Origin of the sequence: Sinorhizobium psoraleae (assembly GCF_013283645.1) — a bacterium.
GTDB classification, from domain to species: Bacteria; Pseudomonadota; Alphaproteobacteria; order Rhizobiales; family Rhizobiaceae; genus Sinorhizobium; species Sinorhizobium psoraleae.
In genome coordinates this window covers 1,335,741-1,356,135 of the sequence record NZ_JABEKV010000002.1, presented here as the reverse complement: position 1 = coordinate 1,356,135, position 20,395 = coordinate 1,335,741, and the positions used below count along the sequence as shown (strand labels likewise).

The 20,395-nt window shown below is 63.2% G+C and carries 19 protein-coding genes; 11 read left to right on the top strand and 8 right to left on the bottom strand.

Going from position 1 to position 20,395, the window contains the following annotated elements; translation table 11 throughout:
• The first annotated feature begins 128 nt into the window (after positions 1–128).
• The 6 genes from ILFOPFJJ_RS15185 to ILFOPFJJ_RS15160 are packed head-to-tail and all read left to right on the top strand — an operon-like array spanning position 129 to position 5,683.
• A complete protein-coding gene (locus ILFOPFJJ_RS15185) occupies positions 129–1,268 on the top strand; it encodes an ABC transporter substrate-binding protein (RefSeq protein ID WP_173511336.1) in 1,140 nt (379 codons plus the stop codon).
• A gap of 13 nt (positions 1,269–1,281) precedes the next feature.
• Complete coding sequence (locus tag ILFOPFJJ_RS15180) at positions 1,282–2,175, top strand: branched-chain amino acid ABC transporter permease (protein WP_173511335.1); 894 nt, start codon at positions 1,282–1,284, stop codon at positions 2,173–2,175.
• 15 nt (positions 2,176–2,190) lie between these two features.
• Positions 2,191–3,141 carry a branched-chain amino acid ABC transporter permease gene (locus ILFOPFJJ_RS15175; RefSeq protein WP_173511334.1) on the top strand — a complete coding sequence of 317 codons (951 nt, stop codon included), beginning with the start codon at positions 2,191–2,193 and terminating at the stop codon, positions 3,139–3,141.
• A 13-nt stretch (positions 3,142–3,154) separates the two neighbouring features.
• Positions 3,155–3,916 carry an ABC transporter ATP-binding protein gene (locus ILFOPFJJ_RS15170; protein WP_173511333.1) on the top strand — a complete coding sequence of 254 codons (762 nt, stop codon included), beginning with the start codon at positions 3,155–3,157 and terminating at the stop codon, positions 3,914–3,916.
• Complete coding sequence (locus ILFOPFJJ_RS15165; protein WP_173511332.1) at positions 3,916–4,629, top strand: ABC transporter ATP-binding protein; 714 nt, start codon at positions 3,916–3,918, stop codon at positions 4,627–4,629. The genes ILFOPFJJ_RS15170 and ILFOPFJJ_RS15165 overlap by 1 nt, the downstream gene beginning before the upstream one ends.
• Before the next feature lie 16 nt (positions 4,630–4,645).
• Positions 4,646–5,683 (top strand): cyclase family protein, encoded by a 1,038-nt coding sequence (locus ILFOPFJJ_RS15160; RefSeq protein WP_173511331.1) that lies wholly within the window; start codon positions 4,646–4,648, stop codon positions 5,681–5,683.
• Between the two features lie 150 nt (positions 5,684–5,833).
• Here ILFOPFJJ_RS15160 and kce read toward each other — a convergent pair whose 3' ends face one another.
• Positions 5,834–6,766, bottom strand: coding sequence for a 3,5-dioxohexanoate:acetyl-CoA acetone transferase (kce, locus tag ILFOPFJJ_RS15155; RefSeq protein WP_173511330.1), 933 nt, complete (start codon positions 6,764–6,766; stop codon positions 5,834–5,836).
• A gap of 2 nt (positions 6,767–6,768) precedes the next feature.
• On the bottom strand, positions 6,769–7,683 hold the full coding sequence (locus ILFOPFJJ_RS15150) for a 3-hydroxyacyl-CoA dehydrogenase (protein WP_173511329.1): 915 nt from the start codon (positions 7,681–7,683) through the stop codon (positions 6,769–6,771).
• A 110-nt stretch (positions 7,684–7,793) separates the two neighbouring features.
• Between ILFOPFJJ_RS15150 and ILFOPFJJ_RS15145 the strand changes: the two genes are divergently transcribed.
• Complete coding sequence (locus tag ILFOPFJJ_RS15145) at positions 7,794–8,495, top strand: GntR family transcriptional regulator (protein WP_312032698.1); 702 nt, start codon at positions 7,794–7,796, stop codon at positions 8,493–8,495.
• A gap of 55 nt (positions 8,496–8,550) precedes the next feature.
• On the opposite strand, the gene ILFOPFJJ_RS15140 is transcribed toward ILFOPFJJ_RS15145, so the two are convergent.
• From ILFOPFJJ_RS15140 to ILFOPFJJ_RS15115, 6 genes are read right to left on the bottom strand one after another with little or no spacing between them, the layout of a single operon-like run.
• A complete protein-coding gene (locus ILFOPFJJ_RS15140) occupies positions 8,551–9,330 on the bottom strand; it encodes an SDR family oxidoreductase (RefSeq protein WP_173511328.1) in 780 nt (259 codons plus the stop codon).
• An 18-nt stretch (positions 9,331–9,348) separates the two neighbouring features.
• Positions 9,349–10,386, bottom strand: coding sequence for an ABC transporter ATP-binding protein (locus ILFOPFJJ_RS15135; protein ID WP_210267423.1), 1,038 nt, complete (start codon positions 10,384–10,386; stop codon positions 9,349–9,351).
• Positions 10,383–11,411: an ABC transporter ATP-binding protein gene (locus ILFOPFJJ_RS15130; RefSeq protein WP_210267422.1), complete on the bottom strand. Its 1,029-nt coding sequence runs from the start codon at positions 11,409–11,411 to the stop codon at positions 10,383–10,385. The genes ILFOPFJJ_RS15135 and ILFOPFJJ_RS15130 overlap by 4 nt, the downstream gene beginning before the upstream one ends.
• Before the next feature lie 7 nt (positions 11,412–11,418).
• Positions 11,419–12,279 carry an ABC transporter permease gene (locus ILFOPFJJ_RS15125; protein ID WP_173511327.1) on the bottom strand — a complete coding sequence of 287 codons (861 nt, stop codon included), beginning with the start codon at positions 12,277–12,279 and terminating at the stop codon, positions 11,419–11,421.
• Positions 12,276–13,229, bottom strand: a complete 954-nt coding sequence (locus tag ILFOPFJJ_RS15120; RefSeq protein WP_173511326.1) for an ABC transporter permease — start codon at positions 13,227–13,229, stop codon at positions 12,276–12,278. Before ILFOPFJJ_RS15120 ends, ILFOPFJJ_RS15125 begins: the two co-directional genes overlap by 4 nt.
• Positions 13,229–14,773 carry an ABC transporter substrate-binding protein gene (locus tag ILFOPFJJ_RS15115; protein ID WP_173511325.1) on the bottom strand — a complete coding sequence of 515 codons (1,545 nt, stop codon included), beginning with the start codon at positions 14,771–14,773 and terminating at the stop codon, positions 13,229–13,231. Before ILFOPFJJ_RS15115 ends, ILFOPFJJ_RS15120 begins: the two co-directional genes overlap by 1 nt.
• A 189-nt stretch (positions 14,774–14,962) precedes the next feature.
• Between ILFOPFJJ_RS15115 and ILFOPFJJ_RS15110 the strand changes: the two genes are divergently transcribed.
• From ILFOPFJJ_RS15110 to ILFOPFJJ_RS15095, 4 genes are all read left to right on the top strand, one after another.
• On the top strand, positions 14,963–16,402 hold the full coding sequence (locus ILFOPFJJ_RS15110; RefSeq protein WP_173511531.1) for an NAD-dependent succinate-semialdehyde dehydrogenase: 1,440 nt from the start codon (positions 14,963–14,965) through the stop codon (positions 16,400–16,402).
• A 15-nt stretch (positions 16,403–16,417) separates the two neighbouring features.
• On the top strand, positions 16,418–18,040 hold the full coding sequence (locus ILFOPFJJ_RS15105; RefSeq protein WP_173511324.1) for a GMC family oxidoreductase: 1,623 nt from the start codon (positions 16,418–16,420) through the stop codon (positions 18,038–18,040).
• Between the two features lie 9 nt (positions 18,041–18,049).
• The gene (locus ILFOPFJJ_RS15100; RefSeq protein WP_173511323.1) at positions 18,050–19,654 is read left to right on the top strand and encodes a GMC family oxidoreductase; all 1,605 of its coding nucleotides are present in this window, start codon (positions 18,050–18,052) and stop codon (positions 19,652–19,654) included.
• A 368-nt stretch (positions 19,655–20,022) separates the two neighbouring features.
• The gene (locus tag ILFOPFJJ_RS15095; RefSeq protein WP_173511322.1) at positions 20,023–20,247 is read left to right on the top strand and encodes a substrate-binding domain-containing protein; all 225 of its coding nucleotides are present in this window, start codon (positions 20,023–20,025) and stop codon (positions 20,245–20,247) included.
• Positions 20,248–20,395 lie beyond the last annotated feature (148 nt).

The window sequence follows — 20,395 nt, the reverse complement described above, 5'->3', positions numbered from 1 at the left end:
GCTAAGCAGCCGTCGCCATCGCTTGACTTGTGATCACACATCACACAATGTTGGTATCTGTTATCGATGAGGAGGCGTCGCATCATTTCACCGTTGGGACGAAAAAACAATTCAAAAGGGAGGTTGGGATGCAGGGCTTATCCCGTTGGTCTGCCGGATGGTTCGCCGTCGGCGTAGTGGCATCGATCGGCTGGGCGCATGCACAGGAGGAGGCGATCAAGCTCGGTGTGTCTGAGCCGCTGAGCGGGCCGGCGAGCTCACTGGGCATCCCCGTCGTCGAAAGTATCAAGACCGCAGCCGAGTTCATCAACGCCAATGGCGGCGTAAACGGTCGCAAGATCGAACTCCTCATACGTGACGACCAGAGTCGCGCCGACGTCGCAGTGCAGAACTTCCGCCGACTGGCGGAGGAGGGCGTCTACGGTGTCATCGGCCCGAACCAAGGGAGCAACGCCCTTGCCGTCGCTCCGGTGCTCTTGGAAACCAAGGTGCCGATGTGCGGTTTCCAGAACACCATTTCGATCACAAAGCTCGACAATCCCTATATCTTCCGTTGCCAGACGAGCGACACCGACAACACGCGTGCGGCGCTCAAGTTCGCCTCCGAGAAGCTCGGCGCGAAGAATGTCGCCGTGCTCTATACCGGCGATGCCTATGGCACGGAGGCGTATGCGGCCCTCGAAGCCGAGGCCAAGGAGATGAATATCCCGATCGTTGCCGCCGAGAAGATCAACTACGGCGCGAGTGACACGACCGCCGAGTGGACGAAGGTTCTCAGCGCACAGCCGGAGGCGATCATACTGTGGGGGTCGGGTTCGACGATGTCGGTGGCGCTGCGCAACGGTTCCCAGCTTGGTAACACGGCGCCCATTATCGGAGCGCAGGGCGTCGCCGCGGCCGCCATTATCAAGAGTGCCGGGGCTGCGGCCGAGGGCGTCTACATGGTGACGCTGAACGCGCCCGACCAGGTGACGCCGGAGCAGCAGGAGCTCAGCCGCATCTACAAGGAGCGCCACGGTGAGGACTACGCGCTCACCATCTACGACATCATCGGCTGGGACGCCGTGCACATCTATGCCGAAGCGATCCGGCAGTCCGGTGGCGACAAGGCGAAGGTGGTCGAAGGTATGGAAAAAACTCAGGGGCTGAAACTTGCTGGCGGCTCCTATACCTATACTGCGGAAAGCCACGAGGGATTGGGTTCGGATTCTGTCTGGATCGTCCAGGTAAAGGACGGTGCGACGGTCGGCGTCCAGCGGGGCTTCTGACCGGGAGCTTGCAATGACATCAGCCGAAATCCTGCAGCTCCTTATCACTGGGCTGACGGTCGGAAGCATCTACGCCCTCGTCGGGCTCGGGTTCAACCTGATCTTCAACGCGACGGACGTGATCAACTTTGCGCAGGGCGAATTCGTTGTGCTCGGCGGCATCTTGACCGCCATCGCGGTGGGGACGGCGGGATTGCCCCTGTGGCTGGCCGTCATCGTGGCGATCGTGCTGGTCGGCGCGCTTGGGGCGCTGATCGACTTTGCGGCGATTTCGCGGGTGCGGCGGGGGAGCGTCATGACGCTTGCGATGATCACGCTGGGATTGGCCGTGATCGTCAAGACATCACTGCTGCTTTGGGTCGGGCCGGATCCGCTCTATTTCGATCCGTTCACACCTGGTCCGCCGATCAGGATTTTCGGCGCCGTCCTGCAGTTGCAGGCGATCTGGGTCATCGGCATCGGTGTGCTCGTGATGGTCGCGCTGAAATTCTTCTTCTCCCATTCCCGTGTCGGGCGCGAAATGCTCGCCTGTGCCATCGACCGGGAGGCGGCGCAGCTGATGGGCATCAATGTCGGCGCGACCGTCCGTTTGAGCTTCATTCTGTCCGGTGCGCTGGGGGGACTTGCCGGCGTTCTCATCACGCCGCTCACCAATGCGACCTATGATCAGGGCTTCACGCTCGCGCTCAAAGGTTTTGCCGCTTGCGCGCTCGGTGGCTTCGGGCGGGCAAGTTCGGCGATCGTCGGCGGCTTTGCGCTCGGGCTGATCGAAGCGGCATCGGTGGCCGTCTTGCCGTCGGGCCTCAAGGACTCGGTCGCTCTTTCCGTTCTCATTCTGGCGTTGATGATCCGTCCGTCCGGCCTGCTCGGCGGACGCGAGGAACGTCGCCACACCCAGGCCATGTAAAGCGAGGCTTCCATCATGCGGCAAATCCATGTCCTGCTGGCGCTCATCCTCGCCTGGCTATTGGCACCCCTCCTGATCGAAACGGGAGGCACGTTCAACCTCTTCATCTTCGCCTTCATCAACCTCATCCTCGTCCTTGGGCTCTCCCTGCTGTTCGGATATGCGGGGCAAATCTCGCTCGGCCAGGCAGGCTTCTACGGCATCGGTGCCTATATGGCCGCGGTTCTTACGGTGCGGACCGGTTTGCCACCGGTCCTCGGCCTTGTTGCCGCAATCATCGTTCCCGCAGCGCTGGGCTATATCATCGGCCGGCCGGTCCTGCGCCTGCGTGGCTATTACCTCGCCATGGTCACGGCTGCCCTCGGCCTCATCCTCCACACGATCTTTGTCGAATGGGTGGACGTCACCGGCGGCTATTCCGGGATCACCGGCATTCCGGCGCTCACCATCGGGACGCTCACCGCTCGCTCGCCCGTCACGATGTATTATCTCAGCGGCGCCGTCGGCTTCACCGTCATGCTGCTCGCCTTGCGCCTGGTGGACACCGCCTATGGCCGCGCCATGCGCACGATGCGGGAGTCCGAGATGGCGGCGCGCTCATGTGGCATTCCGACGGCACGGCTCAAGGCGGAAGTCTTCGCGCTCTCCGCCGGTCTTTCCGGCCTCGCGGGCGCGCTCTATGCGCAATATGTCGGGTTTGTGAGCCCCGAGAGCTTCACGATCGACACCTCGATCAATCTCCTGCTGGCGCTGGCGGTGGGGGGAGTGGGTTCCCTCTGGGGTGCGGCTTTCGGCGCGTTCCTTCTGACCTTCCTGCCGGAGTGGGTTCACGAGCTTCAAAACGCCTACGGCCTCGTTCTCGGTGCCATGGTCGTGGTGATGCTGACACTGGAGCCGCGCGGGCTCTGGGGCATCGTGCTGCGCTTGCGAGACGCCTTTGCCAGGCGGCAGGCTACTACGGCATGATCGGAGATCGGACATGAAAATCGAGATCGACGATATCGGCGTCCGCTTTGGCGGCCTTTGGGCCAACCGCAATGTCAGCTTCAGCTTCGAAGGGCCGTCGATCACCGCAGTCATTGGTCCGAACGGGGCGGGCAAATCCACGTTGTTCAACGTGATGACCGGCTTCATCAAGCCGGCGACGGGCGAGATCCGGCTGCGCGGCGAGCGCATTTCGGGACAGGCGCCGGAAAAGGTGGCCGCGCGGCGCATCGGCCGGACCTTCCAGATCCCGGAGATCTGCCATGAGATGTCCGTGCGGGACAACGTGCTCGTCGGTGCACACCGGCATATCCGCGGTAACTTGTTCTCGCAGGTCCTCAATATCGGCGCGAGCGGGGCTGCCGAGCGGGAAGCAGGCGACCGTGTCGATGTCATCCTGAAGGATACGCGCCTTTACGATCTGCGCGACCGCCCGGCGGGCACGCTCCCGCTTGGCCGCGTGCGACTGCTGGAGATCGCACGGGCGCTGGCATCCGAGCCCGAATTGTTGCTGCTCGACGAGGCGGCGTCTGGCCTCAATTCGCAGGAATCCGCCGAGCTCGCTGCCTTCATCCGCACCTTGCCGTCGCGCGGCATTTCGGTGCTGCTGATCGAGCACAATGTCGGCTTCGTCATGGAACTGGCGTCGACCGTCGCGGTTCTCGACCATGGTCAGCTGATCGCGGTCGGGACGCCCGAAGAGGTTCGCAATAACGAAGCCGTCATCACGGCCTATCTCGGCAAACGGAAATCATGATGCTGAACGTACAATCCCTTGCCGTGCACTACGGAGGCATCGTTGCGGTTCGCGATGTGTCCTTCGCCGTTGCCCGCGGAGAATGCGTGGCGATCATCGGCCCGAACGGTGCCGGAAAATCGTCGACCCTCCGGGCGATCTCCGGCCTGGCGCCGGTGACTTCCGGCAGCATCGAATTCGAGGGAAAGCGCATCGACGGCCTGCCGGCACATATGATCGCGCGTCTCGGGGTCGCGCAGGTGCCAGAGGGCCGACACGTCTTCGGCCCACTGACGGTCGAGGACAATCTGCTGCTCGGCCGTTCGCGTCTCGGGACGGGCAAGCCGGCGGACGGGCTGGAACGGGTCTATTCCGTCATGCCGAAGCTGAGGGATCGCCGCATGCAGAAGGCGGGCAGCCTTTCGGGCGGTGAGCAACAGATGCTCGTCATCGGCCGCGCACTGATCGGCGAGCCGAAGATCCTGATGCTGGACGAGCCGTCGATGGGGCTCGCGCCGCAGATCGTGGATGCCGTATTTTCGCTGCTGGATGGGCTACGGCGCACCGGGCAGACCATTCTACTTGTGGAGCAGAACGCGACGCAGGCTCTCGAGTTCGCTGACCGCAGCATCGTGCTCAATGTCGGCGAAGTCCGCATGGCCGGCGCCTCGAGCGACCTGCGCGCCCGCAGCGATGTGGTCAGCGCCTATCTCGGCGGGACCGAGCATATCTAACGACAAGGAAAACGGCATGAACTCCCAGCCCCGTTGGAAACGACGTCCCGAGGGTTCGAACTGGGGGGACTTCGGCCCCGACGACCAGTTCGGCCGGGCCAATCTCCTGACCCCGGACGTCGTGTTGAAAGGCGTGGCGGAAGTGAAGGAGGGGCGTTCGTTCTGCTTGTCCCTGCCGCTGGATTATCCGGGCGGCGGCGGGCTGAACCCGAGCCGCCGCGGCCCAGTGCTTCAGCACACCATGCGCAAGGGCAAGCCCTGCTATGGTTACCGCATGGTCTGCGAGGACCCGACGATGACCGACGTCCTCAATGACGATATCGCGATCTTGACGCTGCAATACTCGACGCAGTGGGACGCGCTTGGCCACGTCGGCTCGACCTTCGATGCCGATGGCGACGGGGAGGCGGAGATCGTCTTCTACAACGGGTTCCGCGCGGGCGTGGACCTTCTGGGACCAGACGACGCCGATGTGAGCAAGGGCGATTCCACGGTGAGGGCGAAGGCGCTGGGCATCGAACGGCTCGCCGAAAAAAGCATGCAGGGGCGAGGCGTGATGATCGACCTCGCCCATCACTATGGTCGCGATCGGGTCGCCGCCGGCTACGATTCCGTCATGCGCATCATGGAGGCGGACGGCGTCGAGGTGGAGAAGGGCGACATGGTCTGCTTCCACACCGGCCTGTCGACGATGATCCTCGAAATGAACAAGCAGCCGGACGGCCCTCTGCTTCTGCGGTCCTGTCCGGTGCTGGACGGCCGCGACGAACGCTTGCTGCAGTGGATTACCGACAGCGGGCTGGTCGCGATCATTGCCGACAACTATGCGGTCGAGCTCAATCCGGGCCGCGACCAGCATGCTTGCTGCTCGTACTTGCCGCTCCATGAACATTGCCTGTTCAAGCTCGGCATCCCGCTCGGTGAACTCTGGTATCTCGACGAGCTGGCGCGTTGGCTTCGTGCGAACAAGAGAAGCCATTTCCTGCTCACGGCGCCGCCGCTGCGCCTGCCGGGTGCGATCGGGTCTCCGGTAACGCCGATTGCGACCGTGTAAGGTTTACAGCGCGGGATGAGGAAAATGTGTGCGGTTTCCCGCGCCAACTTCCTGAATCGAACACGTTTATGATTTTTCGATCGATCCGAAGAAATCACCGTGATCTCTGTGAAGACCCGCCCGGTCAGACCGGGCAGGCATGTTCTCGCATCAGAAGCCGACGCGGTCGCCACCCTTGAGGGCGAGGATTTCTCGGGCTTCGTCCGGCGTCGCCACCTCAAGACCCAGCCCTTCGATGATCTTGCGTGCCTGCAGGACCTGCTGGGCGTTGGATTCGGCGAGTTTGCCCGGCCCGATCCACAGGGAATCCTCGAGCCCGACGCGCACGTTCCCGCCCATGGCGGCCGCCATGGCGGCGATCGGCAGCTGGTTTCTGCCCGCACCCAGAACGGACCAACGGTACTGGTCGCCGAACAGCCGGTCGGCTGTTCGCTTCATATGCAGCACATCGTCCGGGTGGGGGCCGATGCCGCCCAGAATGCCGAAGACCGTCTGGATGAAGAGCGGCGGCTTCACGAGACCCTTCTGGAGGAAGTAGTGCAGGTTGTAGAGATGCCCGGTATCGTAGCACTCGAATTCAAAACGCGTGTCTGCTTCCGATAATGCTCTAAGTGCGTATTCTATATCTGTGAATGTATTACGGAAAATTAGGTCGCGCGATCCTTCGAGCGCTTCACGCTCCCAATCGTGCCTGAACTCCTTGAAGCGGTCCAGCATCGGGAAAAGACCGAAGTTGAACGAGCCCATGTTCAGCGAGGCGACCTCCGGCTTGAAGACGGCCGCCGGCTTGACGCGCTCTTCCACCTTCATCCAGGGCGCGCCGCCTGTCGTGATATTCACCACGCAGTTCGACCGCTGCTTCACAACCTTGAGGAAGGGCGCAAAGCCCTCTGGCGTCTGATCTGGGCGCCCGTCGACAGGGTTGCGCGCATGAAGGTGCACGATCGCTGCACCGGCCTCGGCGGCACCAACGGCAGCATCGGCAATCTCGTCCGCCGTCACCGGCAGATGCGGTGACATCGATGGCGTATGAATCGCGCCCGTTACGGCGCAGGTGATAATGACTTTGCGTTTGATCGCCATCTTCACTCCTTCATCAGGTTGTCTTGCGATTGTTTGTGTTGGCGCAATGCCTCCAGTCGCCGGTCACGCCACGCGGAGCGTGCTGCGAGCTGCTCAGCGGAGCGTTTCTTGCCCCAACTTTCCACCACGCGTTCAATGTTCGCCGAGGCCCAGACTTCGGATGAGGGCGGCGTGGCGGTGATGTTCTGGAAGGCGCCGCCATAGCGGCGCAAATAGTCCTCGATGCCGCCGGGCGCGTTCAGTTCTATGGTTGCGAAGGGGCCGAGGAAGGACCAGCGCAGGCCGAGGCCTTCGCTCACGGTCTTGTCGAGGTCCTCCGCGCTGATGATCCCGTCGCCGACCAGCCTCAAGGCTTCCGCAAGCACGGCCGCCTGCAGGCGGTTCAACACGAATCCTTCGATTTCCTCGTTGATCACGATAGGCGCCTGGCCTGCGTCCTCGTAAATCTCCTTGGCGCGGGTGATCACTCCCGGCGACGTCCATGGCGCGCCACAGAGTTCGACCAGGGGCGCGAGGTGCGGCGGGTTTAATGGATGGGCGATCAGGCAGCGGTGCCGGCCGCGAAGGTCGCCGGTGAAAAGCGAAGCCACGATGGACGAACTGGACGATGCCAGAAGGGCCCCTTCGGGCGCATGCTTGTCGAGCTCCGCAAAGATCTGGCGCTTGAGCTCCACGGTTTCAGGGCCACATTCCTGCACGAGGTCGACACCGGCGACGGCCGTCGCGAGCGTCGGGCAGAATGTGACGGTCCCCGACCTGCCATTCTGCTTAAGGTTGCGAATGCGCGCCAGATGATTCTCTGCCGCCCCCAGTCGACTTTGGTCTATGTCCGTCAGATTGACCGAAAAGCCGGCGCGTGCGAAAACGATAGCCCAGGATGTACCGATCAGGCCGGCACCGATCACGGCGATTTTCATGCTGTACTCCTTTGGCGCGCGCTCTCTAAAATTGTATCTGGACAGTCCTTGTCGTGATCACAGATCACAGTTATTCTGTCGTCGGAAACCAACAACGTTCGGATTCGACCGTGCAGAACGCCACAGACTTCGCCCTGAAGCAGATTGGACACCTCGAACGCGTTACCCTCGGTGAGCGCGTTTATTCGGAATTGCGCCAGCTCCTGATGGCCGGCAAACTCGTGCCCGGTGAAAAGCTTTCGCTGCGTTCCGTGGCAGAGGCGTTGGGGGTATCGATGATGCCGGTGCGCGAGGCGGTCGCCCGCCTTGTGGCCGAAGGTGCGCTGACGGTGCTGCCCAACCGGGCAGTAAGCGTGCCGCCAATGACCCAGAGCAAGCTCCGGGAGCTCATGCGGATTCGCATCGAAATCGAAGGCTTCGCCGCGCAAGAGGCCGCCGTGGCGTGCAGCGGCGCGGCCTTGAAACGCATTTCCGATCTGGATGCAGCGTTCCGCGCCGCTGTGCTCGCGCAGGACGCCGATGTCGAACAGGCGCTCCGACTCAACAAGGAATTCCACTTCGCAGTCTACGAGGCGACGCGCCTTCCGATCCTCACCTCGATCATCGAGAGCCTTTGGCTCAAGATCGGCCCGGTCATCAATCTTGACCTCAGGACCTCGCAGCGCCTGACGACCGGCGGCGCCGAGCAATATCACGGCGCCCTTGTCGCAGCTCTTTCCAGCCGTGACGGCAAGGCGGCGCGCAAGGCGCTTGCTGGCGACATCCGCAGCTCGTCCGAATTCATTCTGGCGACCGGCAAATTGCCGGAGTAGGGTCCGGTATCCGCCCGGTACGGGCGACATTGACGTTTCTGTTGAAGCGGTCATGTCAGCTCAACATCTGCAAGTCGCCGTCAATGTTGATGACCTGGCCGGAGGTCGTGGCGAAGCGCTTGGAGGCAAGGCAAACGATCGTGTCGGCGATCTGCCGGGGTGAAACGAACGCCTTGATGGATGCCCGATCGAGCGCGATCTCGCGCATCTCCTCCAGCGTGATGCCCTTGCGCCTTGCCTTCTCCGAAAGCACCGCATCCTGTCGTGCGCCGGCGGTAATGCCAGGCAGGATGGCATTGACCCTTATGCCGTAAGGCCCGAGCTCGATGGACAGCGACTTCGTGAAGCCGACGACGGCCCATTTCGAAGCCGCATAGGGCGTGCGCATGGCGAATCCCAGCCGTCCGGCCGCGGAGGACAGATTGATGATGCTCGCATTGTCGCTCTTCTTCAGTTCCGGCACGGCTAGCCGGATGCAGTTGAACTGCCCCGTCGTATTGACGTCGATCGTTTTCTGCCAATCCGCCGGATCGATCTCGTCGACGCCGCCGGTGGGGCCGGCAATGCCGGCATTGTTGACGAGGCAATCGAGCCCGCCAAGCGCTGCCATTCCTTCAGAAAAGAAGCGTTCCACGGCCTCCCGGCTCGAGACGTCGCAGACGGACGTGGTCAACTGGCCGGGAATGTCGCGCCGCATGCTGGTCAGGGCCTCCTCGTTGAGGTCGCAGACATGGACGGCAGCGCCTTCCGCCAGAAACGCCCTCGCGATCTCCAGGCCAATGCCGCCCGCCGCCGCGGTGATCATCACCCGTGTTCCTTTGAGCCCAAGATCCATGCTGCTATGCCTCCCTCGTCATTCGCATGCTTGTCTTTGTCCCGCCCGTTCCGCCGGGCCGGCCTGTGCCTTTTCGCCGGCTTCCTCGAGCATTTCCTCGGCGAAGTGGCAGGCCACCCAGCGTCCGGGCCTGAGTTGACGGAAATCCGGCGCATCCTTGCTGCAACGCGCCTGCGCGCGCGGACACCGGGTGTGAAAACGGCAGGCGGCAGGCGGCGTGATCGGGCTCGGCACCTCGCCCTTCAAGACGATGCGGTTGTTTTCCCGCATGGCGGACGGCAAGGGTTCCGGCTCGGCGGACAAAAGCGCTCGGGTGTAGGGATGGAGCGGCGTCTCCTGTACGGCTTCCGCCAGGCCCTTCTCCACGAATTGGCCGAGATACATGACGGCGATCTCATCGCTGATATGCGCAGCGACCGCGAGGTCATGGGTGATGAAGACGTAGGTGAGGCCGAAATCCCGCTGGATGTCAGCGAAGAGGTTCAGGATACCGGCCTGGACGGAGACGTCGAGTGCGGCGACGACCTCGTCGCAGACCAGGACTTTCGGCCGTGTGGTGAGTGCGCGGGCGATGTTGACGCGCTGCTTTTGGCCGCCGGACAGTTGATGCGGATAGCGTTCATGAAGAGCAGGGGCGATGCCGACGCGTTCGAGCAGCCCATGCGCCTGGGCGTTGCGGTCGGCCTTTGGTATCTCGCCGACAATGTCCAGCGGTTCGCGCACGCTCTCCAGGATGGTCATGCGCGGGTCGAGTGCCGCATGCGGGTCCTGGAAGATCAGCTGATAGTCCCGGCGATGCCGCCGCAGCGCAGATCGGCCGAGGCGGAACGGATCGGTGCCGTCATGCAGCACCGTGCCCTCGGTTGGCCGTGTCAGGCACACGAGCGCGCGTCCAAGCGTCGACTTTCCGGACCCAGACTCGCCGATGATCGACAAAGTGGTAGATGGCTCGATGTCGAAGGTCACGCCGTCGACCGCCTTCACCGTCCGGCCGCGGCGCTTCGTGGGGAAGTGGATCTTGAGCTTGTCTACGGAAACGAGTGGCGCGGCAATCAATTCAATACTCCCGGAAGCATGAGTTCGTCATATCGGCAGCAGGCGACCTTTCGCGCCTCGCCGGCGGGAAGCAGGGATTGTTCCGCCTTGCACGGTGCCTGGGCGAGGCTGCATCGCGGCTCGAACCGGCATCCGGCTGGCATTTCGGCAACGGTGGGAACGCGGCCGGGAATCGAGGGCAGTGCCGTCTTGCGCTTGCTCATGCGGGGGAGCGATCGCAGCAGGCCGGAACTGTAGGGATGCAGCGGGCGCGCGAGGAAATCGTCGATGCCGGCGTTCTCGACGACCTGCCCGGCATACATGGTGATGAGGCGGTCGCAGGTTTCGGCGACCACGCCGAGGTCGTGGGTGATGAAGAGGAGGGCCGTGCCGTGTTTCTCGCTAAGCTCCACCAGAAGGTTGGTGATCTGTGCCTGCACGGTGACGTCGAGCGCAGTCGTGGGCTCGTCGGCGATGATGAGCTTCGGCTTGCACGCAAGCGCGATGGCGATCATCGCGCGCTGACGCATGCCGCCAGACAGCTGGTGGGGATAGTCATCAACCCGCTCTGCCGGCGCAGGAATGCCGACCTGCGCCAGGGCATCGATCGCTTGCTCCCTTGCTTCTTTCCGCGCCAGTTTGAAATGCGTGCGGAGCGTCTCGCAGATCTGCTCACCGATCGTGAAGACCGGATCGAGCGTGACCATCGGCTCCTGGAAGATCATGCTGATCTCCCGACCTCGGACATGCCGCATCGCCTTGGCCGGCAGGTCGAGCAGGTTGCGTCCCTCGAACACGATTTCTCCCCTCAGGTGGAAGGCGCTGGAGGCAAGGCCGAGAATCGAAAGGCCCATCACGGTCTTGCCGCAGCCGCTCTCTCCCACGATTCCGAGGCGCTCGCCGGCGGCGACGGAGAAGTTCACGTTCCTCAGGACGTCCGCGCCTCCAAGCGAGGCGCAGACGTTTTTGACCTCGAGCAGGGGCGGGCGTGCGGGATTGGTCATCGGGACGTCCTTTACGAGAGCGAGATGAGGATAGAGCCGCATGACGTCCTCACCGGGCCTTGAGCGCTGGATCGAGGACGACGCGCAGGGATTCCCCCAGGACGTTGAAGGCAAGCGCGGTGAGCAGGATGGCGAAACCCGGCGGATACATCTGTTCCGGCGCGATTTCCATATAGGTGTAACCGCGCGCCAGCATCGCGCCCCAGCTCGGAGCGGGCGCCTGCACGCCGAGGCCGAGGAAGCTGAGGCTGGCCTCAGCCAGCAGGGCTGCCGCCAGGAGCAGCGTCATCTGCACCAGCAGCGGCTGCAGGATGTTGGGCAGGACGTGCCGGCGCAGGACATGGTAACTGGAGGAGCCGAAGCACCGGGCAGCGTCGATGTAGAGCTCGCTACGGACGATGAGGGTGCGTGCCCGGGCAAGCCGCGCGACCATGGGCGAGAAGACGATGCCAACCGCGACCATTGCGTTGGTCAGCCCGATGCCGAGCGCACCCGTCACGCCGATGGCGAGGACGATGCCCGGAAAGGAAAGAAGGGCGTCGATCACGCGGCTGATGATGTCGTCGAGCCAGCCGCCGAAGAAACCGGCAGCAAGACCGATCGGCACGCCGATTACCGTTGCCACGGCAACTGCCAGGAAGCTCGCATAGAGGCTGGCGCCGGTGCCGTAGATCAGTCGGCTGAGAACGTCGCGGCCGAGGTCGTCCGTGCCGAGCGGGTGGTCCACCGTGGCCGGCATCAGCATGTTCACCAGATCCTGGTCTGTCGGCGAGTAGGGCGCGATCAGCGGGGCTGCCAAGCCGGCGAGGATCATGGCGAGAAGGAAAGCCGCACTCAGCCGCCCGCGCCAATCGAGCAGGATCATCAGGTCTACAGGCCGGCGGGCGGCGGAAAGAACGAGTGCCGTCATCGCTCAACCCTCGGATCGAAAATCGGATAGAGAACGTCGATGATGAGGTTCCCGAGGATGACGAGGAGGACCATCGTGAAGACGACGCCTTGGACGATTGGGAAGTCCTTTGCGATCGCCGAACGCACGATCAGGCTACCGATGCCCGGTATCGCGAAGATCGCCTCGATGACCACTGTCGCGCCGAGCAAGCGGTTGAACAGCAGACCGGTCACCGTCAGCAGTGTCGTGCTGACATTCTTCATGGCGTGCTGCCAGACGATCCGGGCCGGTGAGAGGCCCTTGGCGTGGAGCGTCCGGACATGCTGGGAGTCGAGGACTTCGAGGAGGGCGCTGCGCAACTGCCGCACGATCTCCGCGACGCCGCCCGCGGCAAGCGATAATGCTGGAAGAAAGGCGTACCAGAGGGCATTCAGCGGATCCTGGAGCAGCGAGCCTGCACCAGTCGCCGGAAAGATGTTGTTCTGGAGAGCCAGGAAATTGATGAGGATCATGCCGAGCCAGAAGTTCGGCAGGGCGATGCCGACGGACGCAAGGGCGGTGGCGATCGTGTCCAGCACGCCGCCGCGGTGAATGGCCGACATCACGCCGAGGGGGATGCCGATGGCAAGCGAAATCGCCATCGCGCAGGTCACGATGAGAAGGGTCGGGGGAAGGTTTTGCAGGATGAGCCTGGTCACATCCTCCCCCGACATCAGCGACCGGGCGAGGTCGCCCTGCATCGCATTGAGCAGCCACTGGCCGTATTGCACAAGCAAGGGCTGGTCCAGGTTATAAAGCGCCCGAATCTGCTCGATTTGCTCTGGCGTCGCGTTCTCGCCCGCAAGCGTGATGGCCGGGTCTCCCGGAACGAGCTGGAGGAGCAGGAAGACCACGAGCGTCGCAATGATCACGACGGGGATGACTTGCAGTCCCCTCCAGGCGCTTGTACGCAGAGCGGCGCCGGACATCAGACAGCCACCGTAACGTCTTCGAACTTCGGCCAGCCGAGGAGATTGGGCCGGTAGTTCTCCACACCTTCCGCCGCCCCGTCGATTTCCGGTTCAAAGGCAATCGGGCAGAACCAGGCGGCCTCGGCGACCAGGCGCTGAACGTTGAAGAGCGCTTCCTTGCGCTTTTCGCGATCGAGTGTCGTCTGAGCCGCGACGAGGGCCTCAGAGAGCCCTGGGTAGTCCTGAAGCTGGCCCGGGTTGAAGAAGCCCTTTGCACTCGTCAGCAAGTTATAGGTCATGCTCGGATCGGGGCGTCCTGTCCAGGCGGAGATCATCGCCTCGCCGCGCTTTTCCGGGCCGAGATAGAGCGTGCTGGCGTCGGTAATGGAGTGACGGCTTATCTTCAGCCGGATGCCGACCTTGGCGAGCTGTTCCAGCAGGATTTCCTGCCGCTGCTGCGAATACTGGTCGTTCCAGCCGATGGTCGGGATATCGATGCCGTCGGCATGCCCGGCTTCAGCCAGCAGAGCCTTGGACTTCTCGGGATCGTAGGCGAAGAAGTTCTCGAGCGAGGCGTCGTAGGCCCAATGGGCTTTCGGGATTGCCGAGTTCGCGAACTCGCCGAGACCGAGCATCGAGCCCTTGTTGAAGGCGTCGCGATCGATCGCATAGCAGACGGCCCGTCGGATACGGACATCGTTGAAGGGCGGCCGCGAGCAGTTGAAATAGATCAGGTGGAAGTAGAGCGTCGGACCGTTCACCAGCTTTACGTTTCGCGCGCGGTCGATGATCGGCTTTTGCTGCGGCGACAGGCGGTACACGAAATGATTCTGGCCGGCGACGACGGAGCGTAGCCCCGTGTTCAGCTCCGGAATGATGACGAATTCGAGGGCATCGACCTTCTGCGCACCCTCACGCCAAAAGCCTTCCGCCCTCTTCATCACGATCTTGTCGTTGTCAGCCCAGCTGACGAATGACCAGGGACCGGCGCCGACCGGATTGCGGACCAGTTTTTCCTTGAGTTCCTCCGCCGCCTTTGGCGATACCATCATGCCGGCTCGGCTTGTGAGCGCGAGCGGCAGCAGGGCATCCGGCTGCTTCAGCTTCAGGATGACCTGATCTTCCCCCTTGACCTCGACCTCCTCGACGGAGCCAAGGTCGGTCCGGATGGTTGAGCGCGCATCGGAACGGCTGCGGTCGATGTTGAACTTGACGGCTTCGGCATTGAGCGGCGTTCCATCATGGAACGTCAGATTGGGGCGCAGCTTCAGCGCGAACGTGCGCTCGTCCGGATATTCCCAGGACTCCGCCAGGCCGGCTTTGGGTTGGAGCGTCTCGTAATCGAAATCGAGCAGCGTGGCATAGAGCGCCCAAAGCACCGGCGTGTCGTCGCCCGCAAGGCCAGTCATCGGGTCGAGGCTCGAGGGGTTCGCACGCGTCGAAATCCGTAGCGTTCCGCCCGAAGCGGACTGTGCCCAGGCTGCGCCCGTCGGCAGCGCTGAAAGCGCGACGCCTCCGCCGATCAGCGTCATCAACTCCCGGCGGCTAATTGCGGTTTTCATCGATCTGTTCCTCCCAAACAGGTTGCTCCGGGCTCGCCCCGGCCCGGCGGGAATTTTCCCTGCCGGTCCAAAATCGAACTTGACCAAACTGTAATCTGTGATCACACTTAGTGTCAATCGGATGTTTGGAGATAAGTGCGGGAGGGCAAATTGGATCAGACATCGCAGCAGAATGGCGTGTCTCGTTCGGTGCAACGGCTGGCGGATGCGCTCCTGTTGATCGACGGCGAATGGCGCGCCTCGGCGAGAGAGGAGTGGCTGGACATCCTCAACCCGGCGACCGAACAAACAATCGGGCGCGTCGCGAAGGCGGGTATCGAGGATCTGGATGCTGCCCTTAAGGCCGCGCAGTACGGCTTTTTGACTTGGCGCGACGTACCGGCGCGTGAGCGAGCGCACATCCTGCGAAATGCTGCGGGCCTGATCCGGCAGCGCGTCGAGGACCTGGCACTGGTCCTGACCTTGGAGCAGGGCAAACCGCTTGCCCAGGCGAAGGCGGAAATCCTCAGCTGTGCCGACATCTACGAGTGGAGTGCCGAGGAGGCCACGCGCGCCTACGGGCGGCTTATCCCGGCGCGCCAGACCGGCGTCGTCAACATGGTCGTGCTGGAGCCGGTCGGCCCTGTTGCGGCATTCACGCCCTGGAACTTCCCGGCCTCGCAGGCCGCGCGGAAGATCGCATCCGCGCTTGCCGCCGGCTGCAGCATGATCCTGAAGCCGCCGGAGGACGCGCCGAGCGCCGCGATCGGGATCGTCAAGGCGCTGACGGATGCAGGCCTTCCATCCGGCGTCATGAACGTTGTCTTCGGCGTGCCGGCCGAAATTTCGTCCCACCTGATTGCCTCGCCCGTCATCCGGAAGGTCTCTTTCACGGGGTCGGTTCCCGTCGGCAAGCACCTGGCCGGCTTGGCCGCTGAGGTGATGAAACCCACCACGATGGAACTCGGCGGCCATTCTCCGGTGTTGGTCTTCGATGATGTGGATCCTGCCGCAAGTGCAAAGGCGCTCGCGGCGAACAAGTTCCGCAACGCGGGTCAGATCTGCATTTCGCCGACCCGTTTCATGCTGCAGGACGACATCTACGAGCCGTTCCTCGATACCTTTGTGGATGCCGCCCGCGCCGTACGCCTCGGAGACGGCAATGCCGAGACCACCGATATGGGGCCGCTTGCCAATGCCCGGCGGCTTGAAGCCGTTTCGGCGCTGATCGACGATGCGGTGGGGCGCGGCGCGAAGGTCGCGACGGGTGGCCGGCGCCACGGCAATGTCGGCTATTTCTACGAGCCGACGGTTCTGACGGATATCCCGCCAGAGGCCCGCATCCTGCACGAGGAACCTTTCGGGCCAGTGGTGTTGGTCTCGCGTTTCAGCGACACGGATGCCGCGATCGAAGCCGCCAATGCCACACCTTATGGACTGGCCGCCTACGCCTATACGCGTAATGCCGCGACGGTTGAGAAGTTGACGCGGCGGCTGGAGGCGGGTGTCGTTTCGATCAATAGCGGAACGCTTGGCCTGATCGAGACACCCTTCGGCGGCATGAAGGAAAGCGGCTACGGACGGGAGGGCGGCTCGGAGACGCTCGCGCCCTATCTTGTCACCAAGTTCGTTGCGCACGCGACGGTCTGAAAGGCGCCTTCCTCCATGTCCAGCTACGACTATGTGGTAATCGGCGCCGGCTCGGCTGGCTGCGTCGTTGCCTCGCGCCTCACCGAAAATCCGTCTATACGCGTGCTGCTGCTGGAGGCCGGCAATCGTGACAACAGCCTGTGGATGCGCATCCCGGCCGGCTTCAGCAAGCTGATCGCCGACCCGCGCTATAACTGGTGCTATCAGGCCGAGCCGGATTCGGGGCTTAATAACCGCCGCCTCTCTGTGCCGCGCGGGAAGGGGCTCGGCGGATCGAGTTCCATCAACGGCATGCTCTATGTCCGCGGGCAAGCGATGGATTTCGACGGCTGGGCCCAGCTCGGCAATCGTGGATGGGGCTATGAGGAGGTCTTGCCATACTTCCGCAAGACCGAGAGCTTTGAGGGTGGTGACAGCGAGGTCAGGGGGCGTTCCGGACCGCTGAAGGTCTGCGAACTCGCCGAGCCAGGCCCGGTAGTTAACGCCTTCCTCAGGGCCGCGGAGGCCGAAGGCTATTCCAGGAATCCGGACTACAACGGACGTACACAGGAGGGATTCGGCCTCTACCAGGTGACGCAGCGTGCCGGGACGCGCTCGTCGGCGGCTACCGCTTACCTGCGGCCGGCGGAAAAGCGTCCGAACCTTCATGTGGTCACGAACGCCCTCGTCACCCGGTTGCTCTTCGACGGGCGGAAGTGCATTGGCGCGGAATATCGCATCGGCGAGCGGTTGGTCGAAGCGAGAGCCGGGTGCGAAACGCTGCTGTGCGCTGGCGCCGTCCAGTCACCGCAGGTGCTGGAACTGTCGGGAATCGGTCAGCCGGCGCGGCTTCGTGCCCTCGGTATCGAGGTCCGCCTGGCGCTGCCTGGCGTCGGCGAAAACTATCGCGACCACTATGCACCGCGCCTGCGCTGGCGCGTCAAGAACGCGATAACGCTGAACCAGCGCACCCATGGCGTCCGATTGGCCTGGGAGGTCCTGCGCTATGCCGCCACGCGCCGCGGGGCGCTTTCGTTGGCGCCCGGCCTCGCCTGCGGCTTCGTCCGCACGCGTCCGGAGCTTGAAACTCCGGATTTTCAGTACTTCTTTGCCGATGCAAGCTACGGCAATGCCGCGACCCGTGAACTCGAACGAGAAGGAGGGATGACGTTGTCCGGGTTTCAGCAGAGACCGGAGTCGCGCGGCAGCATCCACGCGCAGTCGGCCGACGCGGCCGTGCCGCCGGTCATCCTGCCCAATATCCTCAGCGAGGAGCTCGACCGGCAATGTGTCGTCGCCGGGCTGAAGATCGCACGCCGGATCGTCGAAAACCCGGCGATGGACCGCTATCGCGCCTTCGAGCTCATCCCCGGCAAGGAGGTCCAGAGCGACGACGAATGGCTGGATTTCGCTCGTCGTGACGGTGTCACCTCGTTCCATCCGATGGGAACCTGCCGCATGGGCCGCGACCCGCTCGCCGTGACCGACGACGAACTGAACGTGCGCGGCATCGGCGGACTTCGGGTGATCGATGCCTCGATCATGCCAACGATGGTGTCAGGCAACATCAATGCCGCGGTTCTGATGATCGGCGAAAAGGGGGCGGCGATGGTCGCGGCCGCGCAGCGCAACGCCGCACCGATCGCGGTCGCCTCCTGAGGAAACACGATGCAGGAATTCGGGACGTTCGATTTCATCATCATCGGTGCCGGCTCGGCCGGATGTGTCCTTGCGAACCGGCTTTCGGAGGACCCGCAGACACGCGTCCTCCTCCTGGAAAGCGGCGGGCCGGATCGCGATCCCTGGATCCATGTGCCGGCAGGCTTCTACCGCAACATCTACAATCTCCGTATTTCACGGACCTTCGAGACTGAACCCGAGCCGATGCTGAAGGGGCGGCGGCTGCCCTGGCCGCGCGGACGCGTCCTTGGCGGCACGAGTTCCATTAACGGGCTCATCTATATTCGCGGCCAGCACGAGGACTTTGACCAGTGGCGGCAGATGGGCAATGTCGGCTGGTCGTACCGGGATGTCCTTCCCTATTTCAAGCGGGCCGAGGACCAGCAGCATGGGGCAAGCGCCTATCACGGGTCGGGCGGTCCGCTCGCAGTTTCGGATCTGCGTGCGCCGCACGAACTGCACGACGCCTTCCTCGCTGGCTGCATTGAGGCGGGCTACCCCGCCAATCCCGACTTCAACGGCGAGAAGCAGGAAGGTGCCGGCACCTACCAATTGACGATCCGAAATCGCCGGCGCTGCAGCGCGGCCGTCGCCTATCTCAAGCCGGCGATGAAGCGGTCGAACTTGAAGGTCGTGACGCGCGCACCTGTCGACCGGATCGTGTTCGAGGGCAAGCGTGCCGTCGGCGTTGCGTTCCGTCTGGACGGGCAACCGTTCACGGCAAGCGTGCGGCGGGAGATCGTGCTTAGCGGCGGCGCGGTGAACTCTCCCCAGGTGCTGCAACTGTCCGGGATCGGTAATCCCGATCATCTGCGCGCGCTCGGCATACCGATCGTGCACGCACTTATCGGTGTCGGTGAGAATCTTCAGGACCATATGGGCATCCGTACCGTCTACCGCGTCCGCAACCGCAACACGCTGAATGAGATTTCGCGCAGCCTGCCGCTCAAGATCGCAACGGGTCTGCGCTATCTCGTGAAGGGCGAAGGGGCCCTGATGATGGGCGCCGGACCACTCGGCCTTTTCGCGAAAACGAGGCCGGAGCTGGAAACGCCGGACGTGCAGTTCCATTTCCTCGCCGGCAGTTCCGCCAAGGCCGGCGGGATGATGCACGACTATCCGGGCTGCACGCTCGTGACGAGCCCTTGCCGCCCGGAAAGCCGCGGCTGGATCAGGATACGGTCGGCCAATCCCGACGAGGCACCGTTGATCCAGGCGAACTATCTGTCTACGCCAGAGGATCGCCGCGTCGCAGTCGACGGCGTGCGCATCACGCGCAGGATTTTCGAGACGACGGCCCTGCAACGCGTGGTTCAGGACGAGATGTTACCGGGCCCCGACTGCAAGACGAACGACGACATCTTCGCCTATATCCAGGAAACCGCTGGCAGCAGCTTCCACCCGACGAGCACATGCGCGATGGGCACGTCGCCCGAGAGCGTCGTCGACCCCGCGCTGAAGGTCCACGGCATCGACGGCCTCAGGGTCGCCGACGCCTCGGTCATGCCGCTGCTCGTCTCCGGCAACACCAATGCCGCGAGCATCATGATCGGGGAAAAGGCCTCCGACCTGGTCCTCGGGCGAGCGTCCTGACCTAGGCGCCGTCTGCGGCCATTTTCCGCGAACAGTCACCACATCAATCGCATCAAGCGCGATTTTCGCACTCATACGATTTCCGCGATAATTACGGCGGAGGCCGGGCTGTCGCTCACGTGATGCTGGCCAGAGGACGTCAGCGGATTGCCTTCGTCGCAGGTTTGGCGAATACATCCACGCATCAGGAGCGGGCACGCGGCTTTTCGCGATGCGCTCATGGAGGCGGGTCGCGGCCTTTATGGCGAGAAATGGGGAGATTTCTCCTACAACACGGGCTTACGCAGCAACAATGACGCTGATTGCCAAATCGGATCCGCCGGACGCGGTTTTTTGCTGCAACGATATCATGGCGCTTGCAGCGATCGATGCCATCAAAGAGCGCGATGCGCGTTGGAGAGGACATCGCCGTGGTAGGCTTCGATGGCATTCCCATGGCGTCCTGGACGTCCTATCGGCGCACCACTATCCGCCAGCCTGTCGAACGGATGGTTCAGGAGGCAATCAGCATCATTATCAACGACACGATGCGCCCCTCGGATGGTTTTTGGCCGCATACGCCCGGCAAATTGATGATCCGCGCAAGCGCTTAGGCTTGCACGAGTGCTTTAGTCCCCGACCGCATTCTCTCGTATTCTAGATCTGTCCCACAGCGGCAAATTGCGTGTCCATGGTTAGAGCCCCTTAAGGAGATGGATACTACACAGCCGGCACCCGCACGGGCGGTCCGGTCTACCGATC

What these genes read in the sequence shown, in the direction of transcription:
- ILFOPFJJ_RS15185 (WP_173511336.1), top strand. Translation starts at nt 129, where the DNA reads ATGCAGGGCTTATCCCGTTGGTCTGCCGGATGGTTCGCCGTCGGCGTA.
- ILFOPFJJ_RS15180 (WP_173511335.1), top strand. Translation starts at nt 1,282, where the DNA reads ATGACATCAGCCGAAATCCTGCAGCTCCTTATCACTGGGCTGACGGTC.
- ILFOPFJJ_RS15175 (WP_173511334.1), top strand. Translation starts at nt 2,191, where the DNA reads ATGCGGCAAATCCATGTCCTGCTGGCGCTCATCCTCGCCTGGCTATTG.
- ILFOPFJJ_RS15170 (WP_173511333.1), top strand. Translation starts at nt 3,155, where the DNA reads ATGAAAATCGAGATCGACGATATCGGCGTCCGCTTTGGCGGCCTTTGG.
- ILFOPFJJ_RS15165 (WP_173511332.1), top strand. Translation starts at nt 3,916, where the DNA reads ATGCTGAACGTACAATCCCTTGCCGTGCACTACGGAGGCATCGTTGCG.
- ILFOPFJJ_RS15160 (WP_173511331.1), top strand. Translation starts at nt 4,646, where the DNA reads ATGAACTCCCAGCCCCGTTGGAAACGACGTCCCGAGGGTTCGAACTGG.
- kce (WP_173511330.1), bottom strand. Translation starts at nt 6,766, where the DNA reads ATGGCGATCAAACGCAAAGTCATTATCACCTGCGCCGTAACGGGCGCG.
- ILFOPFJJ_RS15150 (WP_173511329.1), bottom strand. Translation starts at nt 7,683, where the DNA reads ATGAAAATCGCCGTGATCGGTGCCGGCCTGATCGGTACATCCTGGGCT.
- ILFOPFJJ_RS15140 (WP_173511328.1), bottom strand. Translation starts at nt 9,330, where the DNA reads ATGGATCTTGGGCTCAAAGGAACACGGGTGATGATCACCGCGGCGGCG.
- ILFOPFJJ_RS15130 (WP_210267422.1), bottom strand. Translation starts at nt 11,411, where the DNA reads ATGCGGCTCTATCCTCATCTCGCTCTCGTAAAGGACGTCCCGATGACC.
- ILFOPFJJ_RS15125 (WP_173511327.1), bottom strand. Translation starts at nt 12,279, where the DNA reads ATGACGGCACTCGTTCTTTCCGCCGCCCGCCGGCCTGTAGACCTGATG.
- ILFOPFJJ_RS15120 (WP_173511326.1), bottom strand. Translation starts at nt 13,229, where the DNA reads ATGTCCGGCGCCGCTCTGCGTACAAGCGCCTGGAGGGGACTGCAAGTC.
- ILFOPFJJ_RS15115 (WP_173511325.1), bottom strand. Translation starts at nt 14,773, where the DNA reads ATGAAAACCGCAATTAGCCGCCGGGAGTTGATGACGCTGATCGGCGGA.
- ILFOPFJJ_RS15105 (WP_173511324.1), top strand. Translation starts at nt 16,418, where the DNA reads ATGTCCAGCTACGACTATGTGGTAATCGGCGCCGGCTCGGCTGGCTGC.
- ILFOPFJJ_RS15100 (WP_173511323.1), top strand. Translation starts at nt 18,050, where the DNA reads ATGCAGGAATTCGGGACGTTCGATTTCATCATCATCGGTGCCGGCTCG.
- ILFOPFJJ_RS15095 (WP_173511322.1), top strand. Translation starts at nt 20,023, where the DNA reads ATGCCATCAAAGAGCGCGATGCGCGTTGGAGAGGACATCGCCGTGGTA.